The sequence below is a fragment of the Sporolactobacillus pectinivorans genome (assembly GCF_002802965.1).
Lineage (GTDB): Bacteria > Bacillota > Bacilli > Bacillales > Sporolactobacillaceae > Sporolactobacillus > Sporolactobacillus pectinivorans.
Map to the genome: position 1 here is coordinate 1,927,257 of NZ_NXGA01000001.1, position 18,475 is coordinate 1,945,731.

An 18,475-nucleotide genomic window follows, 5' to 3' on the forward strand; every position below is an offset into this window, starting at 1 on the left:
AATTAAAACCAACAGGAGGAATTTTAGAATGGCAGTTATTTCAATGAAACAGTTGTTGGAATCCGGCGTACACTTTGGTCATCAGACCCGTCGCTGGAATCCGAAGATGAAACCGTATATCTTTACAGAAAGAAACGGCATTTACATTATTGACCTTCAGAAAACCGTTAAAAAAGTTGAGGAAGCTTATCAGTTTGTCAGGGATATTGCCGCTGACGGAGGCAAGCTCCTGTTTGTCGGCACAAAAAAGCAGGCGCAGGATTCAGTAAAAGCCGAAGCTGAGCGTTCAGGCCAGTATTATGTCAATCAACGCTGGCTTGGCGGTACATTGACCAATTTTGAGACTATCCGGAAACGGATCAAACGTCTTAAAGACATTGAAAAGATGCAGGAAGACGGAACATTTGATGTGCTTCCCAAAAAAGAAGTTGTTGGACTGAAAAAGGAATGGGCACGGCTGGAAAAATTTCTTGGCGGTATCAAAAATATGGAAAGCCTGCCTCAGGCGCTGTTTGTGATTGATCCGCGTAAGGAAAGAATTGCAATCGCTGAAGCACATAAGCTCAACATTCCTATTATTGCGATCGTTGATACAAATTGCGATCCTGATGAAATTGATGTTCTTATTCCAGGAAACGATGATGCAATTCGTGCCGTGAAACTGCTCACTGGAAAAATGGCTGATGCAGTGCTTGAAGCCAATCAGGGCGAGGAAAATGAAGAAGCGGCAGTTGCTCCGGAACAGAATGTTGAAGCAGTGGCAGAAGAGCCTGTAAAAGCTGAATAAAATTTGTACATGATTTGACAGGGTGATAAGGGGATCTGCCCTTTATCACTCTTTTCACGAAAAAATGATATAGTGTAGGAGGACATTAAGTGGCTGCAATTAATGCGAAACTCGTAAAAGAACTGCGCGATTTAACAGGCGCGGGTATCATGGACTGCAAGCGCGCACTTACTGAAACAGACGGAGATATTAAGAAAGCGATTGATGTACTTCGCGAAAAAGGCGTTGCCAAGGCGGCAAAAAAGTCAAGCCGTATCGCTGCTGAAGGTCTCTCGGAAATCAAAATCAGCGGTGCCAAGGCCGTCGCTCTGGAAGTCAATTCTGAAACGGATTTTGTGGCAAAAAATGCCGAATTCCAGGGGTTAATTGATACCCTTGCCACGCATCTTCTGAAGGAAGAGCCTGCAGATGTTGAGACGGCGCTCACACAGTCCCTTGAGGGCACAGGTGAAACGGTTTCTGAACATATTACTGCAGCTATTGCAAAGATCGGTGAAAAAATATCTCTGCGCCGTTTTACAGTACTCCATAAAAATGATGATGAAACATTTGGCGCATATCTCCACATGGGCGGGCGGATCGCTGCTCTTGTTAAGATCAAGGGCGGGGATGCGGATACCGCTAAGGACGTAGCGATGCATGTTGCTGCGATTAAACCGCGCTACCTGACAGAAAAAGATATCCCTGAAGATGTCGTGGCCCATGAAAAAGATGTATTGACCAAAGAAGCTTTAGAAGAGGGTAAACCAGCCAATATCGTTGAGAAAATGATTGTCGGGCGCTTGAAAAAATTCTTTAAGGAAATCTGCCTGCTTGATCAGCCTTTTGTTAAAGACGGCGATATCACAGTCCGTGAATTTCTAAAAAGCAAGAATGCCGAAGCCAGTGCGTTTGTTCGCTATGAAGTCGGCGAGGGTATTGAAAAGAAAACAGAAAATTTTGCTGACGAAGTCAAAGCTCAAATGAAGCAATGATTTGCGCCTGTAAGTGTGCTGGAAGGCAGCGGTTTTTTATTCGTGTTCCGATGCCAGATGATCACGGCACCTCTGTGAGATAATGGATAAACACAATGGGGCACGCTTCACGTGTCCCATTTTTTAAAATGGGTGAAATTTGAGAGGGGTAGATTGAGGATGCCGGAAAAGGCAAAATATAAGCGTGTCATTCTGAAGCTGAGCGGTGAGGCTCTGGCTGGGGCAAGTGGCTTCGGTATAGACCCTAAAATCATCCGTTCAATCACGGAACAGGTGAAAGACGTTGTTGATCTTAAGGTTGAAGTGGCTATTGTTGTCGGAGCCGGCAATATCTGGCGCGGGAAGACCGGCAGTGAGATGGGAATGGACCGTGCCCAGGCGGATTATATGGGCATGCTTGCTACGGTTCTCAATGCTCTGGCTTTACAGGACAGCCTTGAAGGGCTCGGAGTCGAAACGAGAGTTCAGACTTCAATAGAAATGAGACAGGTCGCCGAACCGTATATTCGCAGACGCGCAATCCGCCATCTTGAAAAGGGCCGTGTTGTCATTTTCGCTGCCGGTACGGGAAATCCTTATTTCTCGACGGACACGACTGCGGCGCTCCGGGCAGCAGAGATTGAGGCCGATGTCATTCTAATGGCAAAAAATAATGTCGATGGCGTTTATTCGGCGGATCCAAAAGTAGACAAGAGTGCGAAAAAATATAAAGAGATCTCATACTTGCGTGTATTGAACGAAGGGTTGCAGGTGATGGATTCAACAGCTTCTTCCCTAAGTATGGATAATGATATTCCGCTGATTGTCTTTTCATTGTCTGTTGAAGGAAATATCAGACGTGCCGTGATGGGCGAAGATATCGGCACTGTTGTAAAGGGGAGATAACAATGGCACAAGATGATGTATTGAAAGAAGCAAGGGAACGGATGGAAAAAACGGTCAAATCCTTTCAGCGCGAACTGGTCACGATACGTGCCGGCCGTGCCAATCCTTCGATTCTGAATAAAGTCACAGTGGAATATTATGGGGCCGAAACACCCCTGAAACAGATCGCAACAATCACAGCCCCTGAACCTAGGCTGCTGCTTGTTCAGCCGTATGACCGGACGTCAATGGCAAACATTGAACGCGGCATTCTTAAATCCGATCTTGGCATCACGCCGACGAATGACGGAACCGTGATTCGAATTGCTATTCCACCGCTTACGGAGGAAAGGCGCGCGGAACTTGTAAAAGTGGTACGGAAATTTGCTGAAGAAGCCAAGGTTGCCATTCGGAATGAACGTCGTGAAGCAAATGATCAGATTAAAAAGCTTGAAAAAAGTAATGAACTGACAAAAGACGATGTCCGGGAAGCAGAAGATAAAGTTCAAAAACTGACAAATGACATCATCAAAAGAGTCGATCAGATTTCATCGGAAAAGGAAAAAGAAATGATGGATATCTAATGATCGCAGAATCCTGGTTTCGTTAAGGACCTGAAGTTACGGGCAACTTTATGAAAACAGATTTCAGGGCAGCAATTGGGGGATAAATGATGCTTGGAAAATTTTCCTTTTTAAAAAACGGAAAATCGGAAAAAAAGGAGCAGGTTTTCAGTGATGCTCACAGGGTACCGGAGCATGTAGCCATCATCATGGATGGCAATGGGCGCTGGGCGCAGCGGAGAGGTCTGCCAAGAATAGCCGGGCATCGCGAAGCTCTGAAAACAATAAAAAAAATAACCAACGAAGCGCAGCGCTTGGGTGTTAAAGTGCTTACGCTATACGCTTTTTCAACAGAAAATTGGAAACGCCCAAAAACGGAAGTTGAATTTCTGATGAAGCTCCCTGAGCAATTTCTCAATTCTTACTTGGTGGAACTGATCGAAAACAATGTCCAGGTGCGTGTGATGGGAGACATGGCACGTATTCCTGCCCACACAATCCGCGCTGTGAATCAGGCCATTGAAAAAACAAAGAAAAACAGTGGACTGGTGCTCAACTTTGCTCTAAACTACGGAAGCCATGCTGAAATCGTCGAAGCTGTCAGATCATTGGTTCGGGACGCGCTAGACCATAAAATAGAACCTGATTCCATTGATGAGCAGTTACTGTCAGAAAGAATGCTCAGCCCTTTGCTTCCAGATCCGGATCTGTTAATTCGTACTGGAGGTGAAATCCGTCTCAGTAATTTTATGCTCTGGCAGATGGCTTACACAGAATTATACTTTACTGAGATTTATTGGCCTGATTTTAGTGAATCCGATCTGAGAACGGCTATTTTTGAGTTTTCGACCAGGCAGAGAAGATACGGGGGAATCAAGGAAGAAAGGAACGGAGATAAGTGAAACAGCGGATTGTTACGGGATTTATTGCAGGAGCTGCATACCTTGCTTTTTTGTTTATTGGCTCTTTTCCATTTTCAATATTTGCTGCTGCCATTGCCGTAATTGCGTTTATGGAATTGACGGCAATGAAAAAGATACCATTTTTCTCCCCTGGGGTTCTTGCAGGTGCACTGGCTGTTGCGGTAAACGTACTTTCCGCCCCATTTATCGAGGGCCCTGGATTCATTCAGTTTGTCATCAGATTATTGATTGTCCTCATTTTATGCTTACTATGCATTGTAGTCTTTTCAAGAAACCAGTTTCAGGTTGAAGAAGCTTCTTATATTTTTTTGTCGGTATTTTACATAAGTCTACCGTTTTCTCTGCTTGTTCACTTACGGCTGGAGAGTCTGGTCACTGTCCTTTTTGTACAAATCACGATATGGGCAACGGACAGCGGTGCATATTTTGCCGGAAGAATACTGGGGCGTCACAAACTTGCTCCGCACATCAGCCCGAAGAAAACAATTGAAGGTTCAGTAGGCGCTGTTCTGACCGCGCTGGCCGCGGTTCTTATTTTCCAGGCAGTTGTCCGTAGCCCGGTATTCTCCTCGTGGGGCATGCTTTTGGCCGCAGCTTTCGTTATATCCATTTTGGGACAGATGGGGGATCTTGCCGAATCGGCAATTAAACGGTTTTTCGGGGTGAAGGATTCTGGGACTCTTTTACCGGGGCACGGGGGGCTTCTCGACCGGTTTGACAGCCTGATTTTCGTTCTTCCCATTCTGTATTTAATGGGCATGATCCGCTGATATGAGGGAGGCATTGTTTTGAAACATATTAGTTTGCTTGGTGCGACCGGTTCGGTGGGTACTCAAACACTGGCTGTGGTTCGTGAACACCCCGACCAATTTTCGGTTTCTGCATTTGCATTTGGTGAAAACGTTCAGACAGCTCTCCCGTTGATCCGGGAGTTCGGCCCTAAATTAGTTGCAGTTAAAAATAAGGAAACAGCTGAACGGATCCGTAATCAGATTGACGGAAGGATTAAAATCGTTTACGGCTTGGACGGCATGATCGAAGCTGCTGTTTTTCCGGACAGCGACATGCTGGTCAATGCAGTGCTCGGCAGCATCGGCCTGGAGCCGACACTTGCCGCCATTGAAGCAGGGAAAACGATTGGTCTTGCAAACAAAGAGACACTGGTCACTGCAGGCCATTTAGTTATGAAACGGGCCGAAAAATTCGGTGTGCAGATTCTTCCGATAGACAGTGAGCACTCAGCTATTTTTCAGTCCCTCAAGGGGCAGGACAGAACGGCGCTGTCGCGACTGATTCTAACAGCATCGGGAGGTGCTTTTCGGGATAGAACCCGAGCGGAGCTGAAGTATGTGACTGCGGCTGACGCAGTGAAGCATCCCAACTGGTCCATGGGAGCCAAGATCACTGTCGATACTTCAACTATGATGAATAAAGGATTGGAAGTCATAGAGGCGCACTGGCTTTTTGACGTGCCGTATGACCGGATCGATACGGTTATCCACAGAGAGAGTATTGTTCATTCCCTGGTCGAATATGATGATCATAGTATGATCGCCCAACTTGGCCTTCCAAGCATGCTGGTCCCGATTCAATATGCCCTCTCATATCCCTCAAGACTTGAATTGAAGCAGACAAAAAGGTTAAACTTATGGGAAACGGGAACGCTTCATTTCCAAAAAGTGGACACTGTAAGATTTCCTGCTGTGAAGCTGGCTTATGAAGCCGGGAAGGCGGGAGGTTCAATGCCTACTGTTCTTAATGCAGCAAATGAAACGGCTGTTGACCTGTTTCTGGAAGGTCGGATCAAGTTTCTTGAGATAGAGCCACTTGTGAAAAATGCGCTTGATCACCATGATTTGATTCCGGAGCCCAGTCTCGAAATGATTGAAGAAACGGACAGGCGGACGCGTGAATTTGTACGATCACTTGTTAAATAAAATAGGATCAGGGGTGAACGATTGTGGAGACTTTGATCGTTGTCGTGATTATTTTCGGATTGCTCGTATCGATCCACGAGCTTGGACATCTTGTTGTTGCTAAGAGAAGCGGCATTTTGTGCCGCGAATATGCCATCGGATTCGGTCCGAAAATTTTCTCAGTCAAAAAAGGCGAGACCGTTTATACGCTGCGTCTTCTCCCGATCGGCGGTTATGTGCGGATGGCGGGGGAAGATCCTGAAATTGTTGAAATCAAACCAGGACAGCATATCGGTTTGTACTTTGACCAGAGCGGAAAAGTCAACCGGCTGATTGCCGACCATCTGGAAAAATATCCTCAGGCACGTTTTCTTACTGTTGAACATTGCGATCTCGAAAAAGATCTTTATATATCCGGATACGAAGAGGAGAACAGCCCCCTCGTCCGTTATGAACTAGATCGGAAAGCCACTTATGTTGCTGACAATCAGGATTTTCAGATTGCGCCGCTCGACAGGCAGTTTGCATCGAAGTCGCTCCTCAAAAGGTTTCTGACTATTTTTGCCGGGCCATTCATGAATCTCGTGCTTGCGGTGGTCGTATTTATTATTTTCTACAGTATTCAGGGTGTGCCTTCTGATGCCCCGAAACTTGGTGAATTGATTAACGGTTATCCGGCACAGAAAGCCGGGCTGCTGGCAAATGATAAAGTGCTTCAGATTGATCAACAGAAAATCGTCAGCTGGAATGATATCGTCAGCTATGTTCAAAAACATCCGAAAGAAAAAATGACCTTCACCATTGACCGCAATGGGCACGTAAGCCGTGTCAGCCTCGTTTCAGATCAACGCAATGGTCAGGTAAAGGGCACGAAAGAAGGCCTAATCGGCGCTTACGGACCGACACTGCATTCCATTCCTGCTTCTGTTGTGGCCGGGGTGAAACAAACGGGTTACTGGATCACAACAGAGCTGGACGGGCTTAAGACGATGGTTACCGGTGGATTTAATTTGAACGACCTGGCAGGGCCGGCACGCATGTATCAAATGACCGGCGAGGTTGTCCATCAGGGGCTCGTGCTCGTACTAAACTGGGCCGCTTTTCTAAGCGTCAATCTGGCTGTCATTAACCTTCTTCCGCTTCCCGCATTGGACGGTGGTCGCCTGATGTTTTTGATTATTGAAGCATTGAGAGGAAAGCCTGTCGAACCCCAGAAAGAAGCTTTGGTTCACTTTATCGGCTTTGCATTTCTGATGTTGCTCATGCTTCTTGTAACCTGGAATGATCTACAAAACATTTTTATGCGATAATACGATAACAATCATTGATCTGATAATATGAGGTGCTATACATGAGACAAAGCCAAATGTTTATCCCGACTCTAAAAGAAGTGCCGTCTGATGCGGAATCAGCCAGCCATCAATTTCTGTTGCGCGGTGGTTTCATCAGGCAGAATGCAGCCGGAATTTATTCATATCTGCCTCTGGGCTATAAAATTATTAAAAAAATTGAGGCAATCATCCGTGAAGAGATGGATCGTACGGGTGCCCAGGAACTGCTGATGCCGGCGATGCAGCCGGCCGAGCTGTGGCACGAGTCCGGACGCTGGGATGTCTACGGCCCTGAACTGATGAGGCTGAAAGACCGGCACGGACGGTATTTTGCAATGGGGGCAACCGGCGAGGAGCTGGTTACAAGCCTGGTACGCGATTCGCTTAATTCCTACAAAAAACTACCGATGAGTGTCTACCAGATTCAGACCAAATATAGGGACGAAAAGCGGCCGCGTTTCGGTTTGCTGCGAGGCCGAGAGTTTATCATGAAGGATGCCTACTCTTTCCATGCAACCGAAGAGAGCCTTGATGAAGCCTATTGGAAAATGTTTCAGGCCTATAAAAATGTTTTCGAAAGATGTGGCCTGAAATTTCGGGCTGTGCTGGCTGACTCTGGCGCGATGGGCGGAAAAGACACACACGAATTTCAGGCACTTGCTGAAATAGGTGAGGATACGATTGCCTATTCAGATCAGTCTGATTTTGCGGCGAATCTCGAAATGGCACCGGTTGTCACGCGAAAAAATTCTTCTGAACGCAAAATTCTGCCGCTGGAGAAAAAATCAGGAAAAACGACAGTTTCCAATGATCGAATGATTTCAGCCAGATGGTTTAAGACGCGGGTCGAGACTATTCTTGTCTTCCTGAAAGCCTCTGATGAAGTGAATGATGTCAAGGTCAAGAATCTGCTTGGCACTGACCTGGTTGAGCCTTTGAAGAGTGAGCATACACCGGATGCACTGCAAGCTGCTGAAGGTGTCCGGATTTTGGCAGATCAGGAACTCCTTTCGCTTTCACAGGCTGAATTTTACAATGAAGCAGAAGATATGACATACAGTAATGTCGATTCGGAACGGGATCTGCATGTGGAAAAATTTGCGGATCTGCGATTTGTTAAAGAAGGAGACCCGTCACCGGATGGGAAAGGAACGATCCAATTTGCCAAGGGTATCGAGATCGGCCAGGTGTTCAAGCTTGGTACAAAGTATTCGGAGACGATGGGCGCTCTCTTCCTTGACGAGGAGGGGAAAAACAAACCTCTGATTATGGGGTGTTACGGGATCGGTATATCACGGACACTTTCGGCAATCTGCGAGCAATATCATGATGAAAAAGGATTGATCTGGCCTAAATCTCTGGCGCCCTTTGATGTCCATCTAATCACGGTTAATCCAAAGAACGACGAACAATCAGCTTTGTCCAAAAAACTCTACGGTGAACTGTCCGGCCACGGTTTTGATGTCTTATGGGATGACCGCAGGGAGCGTCCGGGTGTTAAATTCGCCGACAGCGAACTGATCGGCTGCCCTGTACAAATTGTGGTCGGGAAGAAGGCTGGAGATTCAATTATTGAGATCGGTTCAAGAAAGGGACAGGCTGCAGGAAGAAAAGAAATTCAGACGGACGGACTTACCGGAGCCGTAGCGGAATTGCTGAGCCAATTGTAATACCGGCATTTTTTGGAGAAGGGAAGCCGCGCTGCATCCCTTTTTTTTTTCATCTGGCCGTCCCTTATCTTTTTTTAGTAGAATGATAGTGAAAGGAGATGCCGACAGATGGCGGAATCACAGACAAAATCATCTAAATGGTCCATTCTGCTGCAGCAGATTGAGGCTCCGGATGAATGGATCTCAAAATTTTTTCAGAACGGTGAAATTGAAAAATTAACTGTGTTTCGTACGGAACGGCGCTGGCATTTTGATTTTCTGGTCGACCATGTCCTGCCGCTGCAGGTTTATGAATGGCTGGAAAACAGCCTGAACAAACACTTTCAAGCCGTGGTATCCAGCCTGAATTTTTCTATCCAAACCCGGTCAGATGAAGGTTCGGCTGAAAAAATTAAAGAGTACTGGCCATCCGTCCGAAGCAGGCTCTCTGATACATTTCCCGCGATGAAAACTTGCTTATCAGAGCAAAATCCGGAAGCTGAAGGTAAGCAACTCATCCTATCCGCTACGAATGAAACGGAAGCGGGGCTGATGAAGCGCAAGCTCCCCCATCCTCTGAATGAACAATTGCGGAGCCTTGGCTTTCCTCCCTTCTCGCTTGAAGTCAAAATTGATCAGGATAGCAAATCAAAAGCGTATGATTCATTCGTCCGTCAGAAAGAACAGGAAGATCATCAGAAAGTGCTGCAGGCGATGATGGAGCGCGAAAAAAATAAGGAAGAATCTGAGAACGCGCCAAGCGGCCCTTTTAAAGTTGGCTATGATATCCATGATGATCCGGTGCCAATCGAAACGATACAGGATGAAGAGCGCCGCGTCACCATTCAGGGTTACGTTTTTGACAGTGAAACACGCGAGCTGAGAAGCGGGCGCACCTTGCTTCTGTTCAAGATGACAGATTATACGGATTCACTGATGGTCAAGGTTTTCTCACGGGATAAAGAGGACGCGGCTAAGTTCCAGAACCTCAACAAGGGTATGTGGGTCAAAGTCCGCGGGGGCGTGCAAAATGACAGCTTTGTGCGTGACTTGGTGATGATTGCGAATGACGTTGAAGAAATCCAGCCCGTTAAAAAAGAGGACCATGCTCCTGATGGCGAGAAGCGTGTGGAATTGCACGCGCATACAGTCATGAGCCAAATGGATGCAGTGGTTACGGCAACCGCGCTTGTCAAAAGGGCGAAAGAGTGGGGGCACCGGGCAATAGCGATTACCGATCATGGTGTGGCCCAGTCTTTCCCGGAAGCCTATTCAGCAGGGCAGAAATTCGGTGTTAAAGTGCTGTATGGTGTTGAGGCCAATATGATTGATGACGGCATCCCGATTGCCTATAATCTGGATCACCGGCTGCTTTCGGAAGATACATATGTTGTGTTTGACGTGGAAACAACCGGGCTTTCTGCAGTTTATGATACCATCATCGAACTGGCGGCAGTTAGAATAAAGAACGGTGAAGTGATTGAAAAATTCGATCGCTTTGCGAATCCGCACCATCCGCTCCCGAAAAAGATCATCGAGCTGACAAGCATTACCGATGAAATGCTGGCGGATGCCCCGGACGCAGATGAGGTCATCACAGCATTCAGAGACTTTGCCGGTGACGCCATCCTTGTTGCCCATAATGCAACATTTGACATGGGGTTCCTGAATACCGGCTATAAAAAAATGGGGTTTGAGAGGGCATTAAATCCGGTGATCGATACACTGGAACTCGGGCGCTTTCTGTATCCCGAGTTTAAAAATCACAAACTTGATACCCTTTGCAAGGCTTTTAATATTGAGCTGACGCATCATCACCGGGCTATTTATGATACGGAGGCGACAGGGTATCTAGCATGGAAGATGCTGAAAGATGCGGCTGAAAAGGGCATGCAATATCATGATCAGCTGAATGATAATCTAGGCAAAGGTAACATGGACCGTATTCGTCCTTCACATATTATTTTACTGGTGAAAAATCATATAGGTCTGAAAAACCTGTATAAATTAGTTTCACTTGCCCATGTTAAATATTTTTACCGTGTGCCGAGAATTCCCCGTTCAATTCTGAACAAGTATCGTGAAGGGCTGATCGTCGGATCGGGTTGCGATAAAGGGGAATTATTCGAGACGATGATGGAGAAATCCTCTGAGCAGGCCGAAAAAGTCGCCGAATTCTATGACTATATTGAAATCCAGCCGCCGTCGAATTATATGCATCTTGTTGAAAAAGGAATTGTGCGCGATGAACTGGCCCTTAAAGATGTCATGACAAAACTGGTTCGTCTGGGCGAGAAGTTGGATAAACCGGTTGTTGCGACGGGCGATGTCCACTATCTGGATGAACATGACCGGATTTACCGGAAGATCCTGATTTCGTCGCAGGCTGGCAATCCACTCAACCGCCAGACACAGCCCAATGTCCATTTCAGGACAACGGATGAGATGCTGAAGTGCATGAACTTTTTGGGTGAGGAAAAAGCGAAGGAAGTTGTTGTGACGAATCCCAACGCCATCGCTGATTCCATTGAAGCTGTGCTTCCTGTTAAAGATAAGCTCTACACGCCAACCATTGACGGAGCGGAAGATGAAGTCAAAGAGAAAACGTATGCGCGGGCGCATCTGCTTTACGGAGACAAGCTGCCTGATATTATGGAAAAAAGGCTGGCGAAGGAATTAAAAAGCATTATTGGCAATGGATTTTCTGTTATTTATCTGATCGCGCATAAACTGGTCAAAAAATCGCTGTCTGACGGTTATTTGGTCGGATCGCGAGGATCCGTAGGTTCTTCGCTTGTCGCGACGATGCTGGAAATTACGGAAGTCAATCCGCTGCCTCCGCATTATCTTTGCCCGAAATGTCATCATGTGGAGTTTTTTACAGACGGGTCGGTTGCCTGCGGGTTTGATCTGCCCGATAAAAACTGCCCGGAATGCGGCACAGTGATGAAAAAAGACGGACATGACATCCCCTTTGAAACTTTTCTTGGATTCAAGGGAGACAAGGTGCCGGATATTGATCTGAATTTTTCTGGGGATTATCAGCCGGTCGCACATAACTACACCAAAGTGCTGTTCGGTGAAGATAAGGTCTACCGAGCCGGTACAATTGGAACCATCGCCGATAAAACAGCCTACGGCTATGTCAAAGGATATGAGGAAGATACGGGCAGCCATTTCCGCGGCGCGGAGCGCGACCGCCTTGCTGCCGGCTGCACCGGTGCCAAACGGACGACGGGTCAGCACCCCGGTGGCATTGTTGTTGTTCCGCGCGATATGGAAATCTATGATTTTACGCCTATTCAGTATCCGGCAGATGATAAAACAGCGGAATGGCGGACGACGCATTTTGATTTTCATTCGATTCATGATAATATACTGAAGCTTGATATCCTCGGGCATGACGATCCGACCGTCATCCGTATGTTGCAAGATCTAAGCGGCATTGATCCTAAAACAATTCCGGTGGACGATAAGGAGGTCATGAAGATCTTCAGTACAACCGAATCGCTTGGTGTGAAACCGGAACAAATCCGCAGCAAGACTGGCGCGTTGGGCATTCCTGAATTCGGCACCCGTTTTGTACGCCAAATGCTTGAGGATACCAAACCAACGACTTTCGCCGAACTCGTTCAGATTTCCGGTTTGTCCCACGGGACAGATGTCTGGCTCGGCAATGCCCAGATACTGATTGATGATGGGACCTGTGTGCTGAAGGATGTCATTTCTTGTCGTGATGACATTATGATTGACCTGATGCATCAAGGGTTGGAGCCGTCGCACGCTTTTAAAATCATGGAATCCGTCCGTAAAGGAAAGGGACTCAATGATGACTGGATTGCCGAAATGAAGGAAAATAACGTTCCAGATTGGTACATGCAGTCTTGTCTCAAAATCAAGTATATGTTCCCGAAGGCTCACGCCACAGCCTACGTGTTGATGGCCTTCCGGATTGCTTATTTCAAAGTCCATTATCCGATTCTATTTTATGCTACCTATTTCTCTGTCAGAGCAGACGATTTTGATGTCGATGTGATGAAGCAGGGCTCGGGACGAATCAAAGAAAAAATGGATGAAATCGATCAAAAAGGCAATGATGCTCTACCGAAGGAAAAAAGTCTTCTGACGGTGCTCGAAGTCGCTCTTGAAATGTGCGAACGCGGCTTCAGCTTCCAGTCTGTTGATCTTTACAGATCAGACGCCACACGTTTTCTGGTTGACGGTCAATCACTTATTCCGCCTTTCGATGCCATCCCCGGTATTGGTACCAATGCGGCCAAAGCGATTGCCCAGACAAGGGATGAAGGGGAATTCCTGTCGAAAGAGGATTTGCAAAAACGGGCGAAGATCTCAAAAACCGTTCTTGAGTATCTTGATGGGCAGGGATGCCTCGAGGGTATGCCGGACGCGAACCAGCTTTCGCTTTTCTGAATTCGAATGGGCAAGGGGCTTATGTTTCCTGCAGCGCAGATAATTTAGCCCGTTTCAGAGAAAATGGCCCTTCTTGCCTTGAATTGACGGGTATGATATAGTGTTTATGGAAATACTGGAAATAGTTCGTCTGCAAAGAGTGGGAATTTCCCACTCTTTCGTTTTCAAAAGGAGGCTGGACATGGCAAGCGCAATCGCGAAGATGACAGATGAATTGATTTCCCCGATTTTGCGCGGGTTAAACCTGGAGCTGGTGGATATCGAATTCGTTAAGGAAGGGAAAAACCGCTTTCTGCGTGTATTCATTGATTCACCTGAGGGGGTTGATCTGGATACATGCGCAGTAGTAAGCGAAAAGCTGAGCGAGGCACTGGATGAAAAGGATCCGATCAAGGAAGCTTATTTTCTCGAAGTCTCTTCTGCCGGAGCTGAGCGTCCGCTGAAAAAGTATGAGGATTTTGTAAAATCGGTGGGGAAAGATGTCCATTTGACAACTTATGAACCCATTTCCGGTTCAAAGGTTTTTGAGGGGAAACTCGAAAAAGTCAGCAGTGACAATGTAGTTCTTGTGATCAAAAACAAGACTAAAGAAGATCATGTGACACTGCCCTTTGAAAAGATTGCGAGCAGCAGGCTTGCAGTCATTTTTTAGGCATTGAATCGCCGTTATGAAAAGGGGAGAAAAAAATGAGCAGTGATTTAGTAGAAGCGATCACGGCATTGGAAAAAGATAAGGGAATCAGCAAAGAAGTGCTTCTGGATGCACTGGAGGCAGCGCTGATTTCCGCATATAAGCGCAACTTTGAACAGGCTCAGAATGTCCGCGTGGATATTAATGAAGGGCTCGGCCAGATTAAAGTGTACGCCAGAAAAGAAGTTGCTGAATCTGCAGAGAATAAAAATCTGCAGATTTCACTCGAAGACGCGAAAAGCCTGAATCCTCACTATCAGCTTGGTGACACAGTTGAGATTGAGGTTACTCCCAGAAATTTCGGCAGGATTGCCGCCCAGACGGCCAAACAGGTCGTTACCCAGAGAGTGCGCGAAGCAGAGCGCAATGTGATTTACTCTGAGTTCATCGATCGTCAGGACGATATTATGACAGGCATTGTCCAGAGGTTGGATCACCGGTTTATTTATGTCGATCTGGGGCGTGTGGAGGCACTTCTTCCTCAGTCTGAACAGATGCCCAATGAGACTTACCGCCCTCACGACAGGATAAAAGTGTATATTACAAAAGTTGAAGATGCGAAGAAGGGGCCGATGATTACTGTCTCGAGAACTCATCCGGGTCTTTTGAAACGGCTTTTTGAGTTGGAAGTCCCGGAGATTTATGACGGCACAGTTGAAATTAAGTCGATTTCCCGTGAGGCAGGCGACCGTTCTAAGATTGCCGTTTATGCGGAGGATCCTGAGGTTGATGCAGTCGGTGCATGTGTTGGCCAGAAAGGTGCCCGTGTGCAGACAATTGTGAATGAACTCAAGGGTGAGAAAATTGACATTGTGAATTGGTCGGAAAACCCTGTGACTTACGTTGCTAACGCACTCAGTCCATCAAAGGTTGTCAGGGTTATTGTCCATGAAGCAGACAAAGCAACCACGGTGGTTGTTCCTGACTACCAACTATCACTTGCAATTGGTAAAAAGGGCCAGAATGCCCGCCTGGCTGCAAAACTGACCGGTTGGAAAATTGACATCAAGAGTGAATCTGAGGCTGAAGAGAGTGGACTCTTTAATGAAGAGGCCGTGAATAATGTTTCCGATGAAACATCGCTCCCGGAAAGTGAAAATCAGGCTGTTCCGGAAGAGGCAGACGGGATTGCCCCGACGGATACTCCCGATCAGGAAGAAAGCTGAGGAGGCAGATGACATTGCCTAAGAAACGGAAAATTCCGATGCGAAAATGTATTGTTTGCCAGGAATCTGCTGAAAAGCGGGACCTTTTCCGCATCGTTCGCTCTCCTGAGGGCGATATATTTCTTGATCTTACAGGAAAGAAGAATGGCCGCGGGGCCTATATTTCTAAAAAAAAGAGTTGCATAACGAAGGCAAGGGATAAAAATCTGCTTTCCCGGCATCTCGGCGTGCCTGTCCCCGATCAGGTTTTCGAGGATATGAACGTTTACCTTGAGGAGCACCCTGCTGATGCAGCCGAAGAATAACAGTTGGGTCTCCCTTCTTGGACTTGCACGCCGTGCGGGAAAAGTGGTCTCCGGTGAAGAAACCGTTCTCCGGATGATACGTGATCAGAAAGCCAAAGCCGTGATCATTTCACTGGATGCTTCTGCCCGTACAAAGAAAACTGTTGGAAATAAATGCAGTTATTATCAGGTTCCTCTTTTGCCCGTTCCGGACAGGATGCAGCTCGGCCAGGCAATCGGCCAGCCAGCTCGTGTACTGGCTGCCGTAACGGATTCTGGATTTGCGGGAGGGCTGATCGAACGGCTTAGGCCATCAATACGGGGGTGAATATATGAGCAAAATGCGTATTTATGAATATGCCAAAGAGAACGATGTAACAAGCAAAGAAGTTATTGAAATACTAGAAAACCTTGGCTTCACGATTAAAAGCCACATGTCTGTAATAGAAGATAATGCCATCAGTCAATTAAATCGCAGGCTGAATAAAAAAAAGGCACCTGCTGCCCGTCCGGCAAAAGTAGAGCCTAAAAAAATGAAAACAGAGGGTACAGTGAACCAGACAAAAACAAAAGAAAAAAAACCTAACCATCAGACTTTTGAAAAGAAAGACCGGCATGCAAGTACTTTTAAGGGGAAATCAGGGGAAAGTGCCGGAAGCAGCACTGGAAATAACACTGGAAACAATTCCGGAAATTCAAAATCAGGCAATTGGGGAAACAGATCTTCAGGCGCAAATGAGCGCAATAATTTTGGCGGGAACAGTGCAAACAGCGGGAGACGCAGAGGACGCCGTGGCAATAATCAGGGCAGACGTCGCGGCGGTCTCTCTGCGGCAAACAGACAGAGGTTGGAAATCAAGCTTCCTGAGAAAATTACGCTTTCTGGTTCCCTTACAGTCGGGCAGTTTGCTGAAAAACTGGGACGGCCTTCAACTGACATTATTAAAAAGTTAATGGCCCTCGGAGTCATGGCTACTAAAAATCAGGACCTTGATAAAGACACTATCGAGCTGCTTGCCGATGATTACGGTGTCAAAGTAGAGGAAGAAGTCATCATTGATGAGGCAAGCTTCGAAGGCGAGGGACTGGAAATTGATGAGAAGACTGCGGTGCTCCGTCCTCCCGTCGTTACTATTATGGGGCACGTCGATCATGGCAAGACGACGCTGCTTGACTCAATTCGTCATACTAAGGTTACTGCCGGCGAAGCAGGCGGGATCACTCAGCACATCGGAGCGTATCAGGTAATTCATGAAGGAAAGAAGATCACTTTTCTTGATACCCCCGGCCATGCTGCGTTTACAACAATGCGTGCGCGAGGCGCAGAAATCACTGATATTACCGTGCTTGTGGTTGCAGCTGATGACGGAGTAATGCCGCAGACGATTGAGGCCATTCATCACGCAAGAGCGGCCAAGGTGCCAATTATTGTTGCAGTCAATAAAATTGATAAACCGAACGCCAATCCGGATCACGTTATGCAGGAATTATCCGAGCAGGGGCTTGTTCCTGAAGATTGGGGCGGCGACACGATTTTCGTCAAGATCTCTGCCAAAAAGGGTATAGGCATTGATGATCTTCTTGAAATGATTCTGCTTGAAGCAGAAATGGAAGAATATAAAGCCAATCCTGAAAAACCGGCACGCGGTGCGGTCATTGAAGCAGAACTGGACAAAGGAAAGGGACCGGTTGCGACGCTGCTCATCCAGAATGGCACACTGAGAATCGGCGATTCGATAGTTGTTGGCAATACGTTTGGACGTGTCCGCGCGATGGTAAACGATGTTGGACGCCGTGTTAAGAAAGCAACTCCTTCGACACCTGTTGAGATTACCGGATTGAACAATGTCCCGCAGGCCGGGGATCAGTTTATGGTTTTTGAGGATGAGAAAAAGGCTCGTCAGATCGGCGAAACCCGTGCTGAACGTGCATTGATTACCGAACGGAAGGAAACAACGAGTAAAGTCAGCCTCGATGATCTGTTTGAGAAGATCAAAGAGGGTGAAATGAAAGAAATCAATGTTGTAATTAAAGCCGATGTACAAGGGTCGGTTGAAGCCCTCTCCGGCTCACTTAAAAAAATAGATGTTGATGGAGTTAAAATCAATATTATTCATGAAGGGGTCGGCGGAATCAGCGAGTCGGATATCATTCTTGCCTCTGCTTCCAATGCGATCATCATCGGATTTAACGTACGGCCGGATAATCACGCTAAAGATGTGGCTGAGCAGGAAAAAGTGGATATCAGGCTTTACCGTGTCATTTATGATGCAATTGATGAAATGGAAGCGGCTATGAAAGGTATGCTTGATCCCGAGTACACAGAAAAAGTGATCGGGCAGCTGGATGTCCGCACGACATTTAAAGTATCCAGAATCGGAACAATAGCCGGATGCTATGTCACCGACGGGCTGATTTCGAGAGAAGCAGGTATACGCCTTGTCCGCGATGGGGTTGTCATCTACGAAGGGCATGTGGATACGCTTAAGCGGTTTAAAGATGATGCCAAAGAAGTGAAAGCAGGATTCGAATGTGGCGTGACGCTGGAAAACTTCAATGACATCAAAGAGGGCGACACAATGGAAGCTTATGTGATGGAAGAAGTTCAGCCTAAATGATTGTCGGGCTGCTGCAATGTGAATGCCTGTTGTACTCTGCCGAATCACTGAAAGATAAACGTTCGGTTGTTCTGAGCATTCTGCGGAAAGCAATGAACAACCATAATCTGTCCGCCAGCGAAACGGCTTATCAGGATTCATGGCAGCGGACAGCATTGGCCTTTGTTTCAGTCGGAACGTCGCAGGTAGGCGTGGAACGTGAACTGAATCGCGCGCTTGCACTCATTGACAGCCGTCCGGATATTGAACGGACAGGAACAACTTATGAATGGTTTTAG

The 18,475-nt window shown here is 46.9% G+C and carries 16 protein-coding genes; all 16 read left to right on the forward strand.

Features of this window, described 5'->3' with window-relative positions:
- Positions 1-28: 28 nt before the first annotated feature.
- The 16 genes from rpsB to COP04_RS09305 all read left to right on the forward strand — a co-directional run bounded on the left by rpsB (position 29) and on the right by COP04_RS09305 (position 18,475).
- Positions 29-787 carry a 30S ribosomal protein S2 gene (gene rpsB / locus COP04_RS09230; RefSeq protein WP_100487708.1) on the forward strand — a complete coding sequence of 253 codons (759 nt, stop codon included), beginning with the start codon at positions 29-31 and terminating at the stop codon, positions 785-787.
- An 89-nt stretch (positions 788-876) separates the two neighbouring features.
- A complete protein-coding gene (tsf, locus tag COP04_RS09235) occupies positions 877-1,761 on the forward strand; it encodes a translation elongation factor Ts (protein WP_100487709.1) in 885 nt (294 codons plus the stop codon).
- A 159-nt stretch (positions 1,762-1,920) separates the two neighbouring features.
- Positions 1,921-2,646, forward strand: a complete 726-nt coding sequence (pyrH, locus tag COP04_RS09240) for a UMP kinase (protein ID WP_100487710.1) — start codon at positions 1,921-1,923, stop codon at positions 2,644-2,646.
- A gap of 2 nt (positions 2,647-2,648) precedes the next feature.
- Positions 2,649-3,209, forward strand: a complete 561-nt coding sequence (frr, locus tag COP04_RS09245; RefSeq protein WP_100487711.1) for a ribosome recycling factor — start codon at positions 2,649-2,651, stop codon at positions 3,207-3,209.
- Positions 3,210-3,295: 86 nt separating this feature from the next.
- Entirely contained in the window at positions 3,296-4,090 is a 795-nt protein-coding gene (locus COP04_RS09250) for an isoprenyl transferase (protein WP_420852748.1), read from the forward strand.
- Positions 4,087-4,881, forward strand: a complete 795-nt coding sequence (locus COP04_RS09255) for a phosphatidate cytidylyltransferase (RefSeq protein ID WP_100487713.1) — start codon at positions 4,087-4,089, stop codon at positions 4,879-4,881. The genes COP04_RS09250 and COP04_RS09255 overlap by 4 nt, the downstream gene beginning before the upstream one ends.
- An 18-nt stretch (positions 4,882-4,899) precedes the next feature.
- Positions 4,900-6,048, forward strand: a complete 1,149-nt coding sequence (locus tag COP04_RS09260; protein WP_100487714.1) for a 1-deoxy-D-xylulose-5-phosphate reductoisomerase — start codon at positions 4,900-4,902, stop codon at positions 6,046-6,048.
- A gap of 23 nt (positions 6,049-6,071) precedes the next feature.
- Positions 6,072-7,337, forward strand: a complete 1,266-nt coding sequence (rseP, locus tag COP04_RS09265; RefSeq protein ID WP_100487715.1) for an RIP metalloprotease RseP — start codon at positions 6,072-6,074, stop codon at positions 7,335-7,337.
- Between the two features lie 41 nt (positions 7,338-7,378).
- Positions 7,379-9,028 (forward strand): proline--tRNA ligase, encoded by a 1,650-nt coding sequence (locus COP04_RS09270; protein ID WP_100487716.1) that lies wholly within the window; start codon positions 7,379-7,381, stop codon positions 9,026-9,028.
- 108 nt (positions 9,029-9,136) lie between these two features.
- Positions 9,137-13,438: a PolC-type DNA polymerase III gene (locus tag COP04_RS09275; RefSeq protein WP_100487717.1), complete on the forward strand. Its 4,302-nt coding sequence runs from the start codon at positions 9,137-9,139 to the stop codon at positions 13,436-13,438.
- A gap of 181 nt (positions 13,439-13,619) precedes the next feature.
- Positions 13,620-14,090: a ribosome maturation factor RimP gene (gene rimP / locus COP04_RS09280; RefSeq protein WP_100487718.1), complete on the forward strand. Its 471-nt coding sequence runs from the start codon at positions 13,620-13,622 to the stop codon at positions 14,088-14,090.
- A gap of 35 nt (positions 14,091-14,125) precedes the next feature.
- Positions 14,126-15,295: a transcription termination factor NusA gene (gene nusA, locus COP04_RS09285; RefSeq protein WP_100487719.1), complete on the forward strand. Its 1,170-nt coding sequence runs from the start codon at positions 14,126-14,128 to the stop codon at positions 15,293-15,295.
- 38 nt (positions 15,296-15,333) lie between these two features.
- Entirely contained in the window at positions 15,334-15,600 is a 267-nt protein-coding gene (rnpM, locus tag COP04_RS09290) for an RNase P modulator RnpM (RefSeq protein ID WP_420852787.1), read from the forward strand.
- On the forward strand, positions 15,584-15,907 hold the full coding sequence (locus COP04_RS09295) for a YlxQ family RNA-binding protein (protein WP_100487721.1): 324 nt from the start codon (positions 15,584-15,586) through the stop codon (positions 15,905-15,907). The genes rnpM and COP04_RS09295 overlap by 17 nt, the downstream gene beginning before the upstream one ends.
- A 4-nt stretch (positions 15,908-15,911) precedes the next feature.
- Positions 15,912-18,197 carry a translation initiation factor IF-2 gene (infB, locus tag COP04_RS09300; RefSeq protein ID WP_100487722.1) on the forward strand — a complete coding sequence of 762 codons (2,286 nt, stop codon included), beginning with the start codon at positions 15,912-15,914 and terminating at the stop codon, positions 18,195-18,197.
- Entirely contained in the window at positions 18,194-18,475 is a 282-nt protein-coding gene (locus COP04_RS09305; RefSeq protein ID WP_100487723.1) for a DUF503 domain-containing protein, read from the forward strand. The genes infB and COP04_RS09305 overlap by 4 nt, the downstream gene beginning before the upstream one ends.

What these genes read in the sequence shown, in the direction of transcription:
- rpsB (WP_100487708.1), top strand. Translation starts at nt 29, where the DNA reads ATGGCAGTTATTTCAATGAAACAGTTGTTGGAATCCGGCGTACACTTT.
- pyrH (WP_100487710.1), top strand. Translation starts at nt 1,921, where the DNA reads ATGCCGGAAAAGGCAAAATATAAGCGTGTCATTCTGAAGCTGAGCGGT.
- frr (WP_100487711.1), top strand. Translation starts at nt 2,649, where the DNA reads ATGGCACAAGATGATGTATTGAAAGAAGCAAGGGAACGGATGGAAAAA.
- COP04_RS09250 (WP_420852748.1), top strand. Translation starts at nt 3,296, where the DNA reads ATGATGCTTGGAAAATTTTCCTTTTTAAAAAACGGAAAATCGGAAAAA.
- COP04_RS09270 (WP_100487716.1), top strand. Translation starts at nt 7,379, where the DNA reads ATGAGACAAAGCCAAATGTTTATCCCGACTCTAAAAGAAGTGCCGTCT.
- COP04_RS09275 (WP_100487717.1), top strand. Translation starts at nt 9,137, where the DNA reads ATGGCGGAATCACAGACAAAATCATCTAAATGGTCCATTCTGCTGCAG.
- rimP (WP_100487718.1), top strand. Translation starts at nt 13,620, where the DNA reads ATGGCAAGCGCAATCGCGAAGATGACAGATGAATTGATTTCCCCGATT.
- nusA (WP_100487719.1), top strand. Translation starts at nt 14,126, where the DNA reads ATGAGCAGTGATTTAGTAGAAGCGATCACGGCATTGGAAAAAGATAAG.
- rnpM (WP_420852787.1), top strand. Translation starts at nt 15,334, where the DNA reads ATGCGAAAATGTATTGTTTGCCAGGAATCTGCTGAAAAGCGGGACCTT.
- COP04_RS09295 (WP_100487721.1), top strand. Translation starts at nt 15,584, where the DNA reads ATGCAGCCGAAGAATAACAGTTGGGTCTCCCTTCTTGGACTTGCACGC.
- infB (WP_100487722.1), top strand. Translation starts at nt 15,912, where the DNA reads ATGAGCAAAATGCGTATTTATGAATATGCCAAAGAGAACGATGTAACA.
- COP04_RS09305 (WP_100487723.1), top strand. Translation starts at nt 18,194, where the DNA reads ATGATTGTCGGGCTGCTGCAATGTGAATGCCTGTTGTACTCTGCCGAA.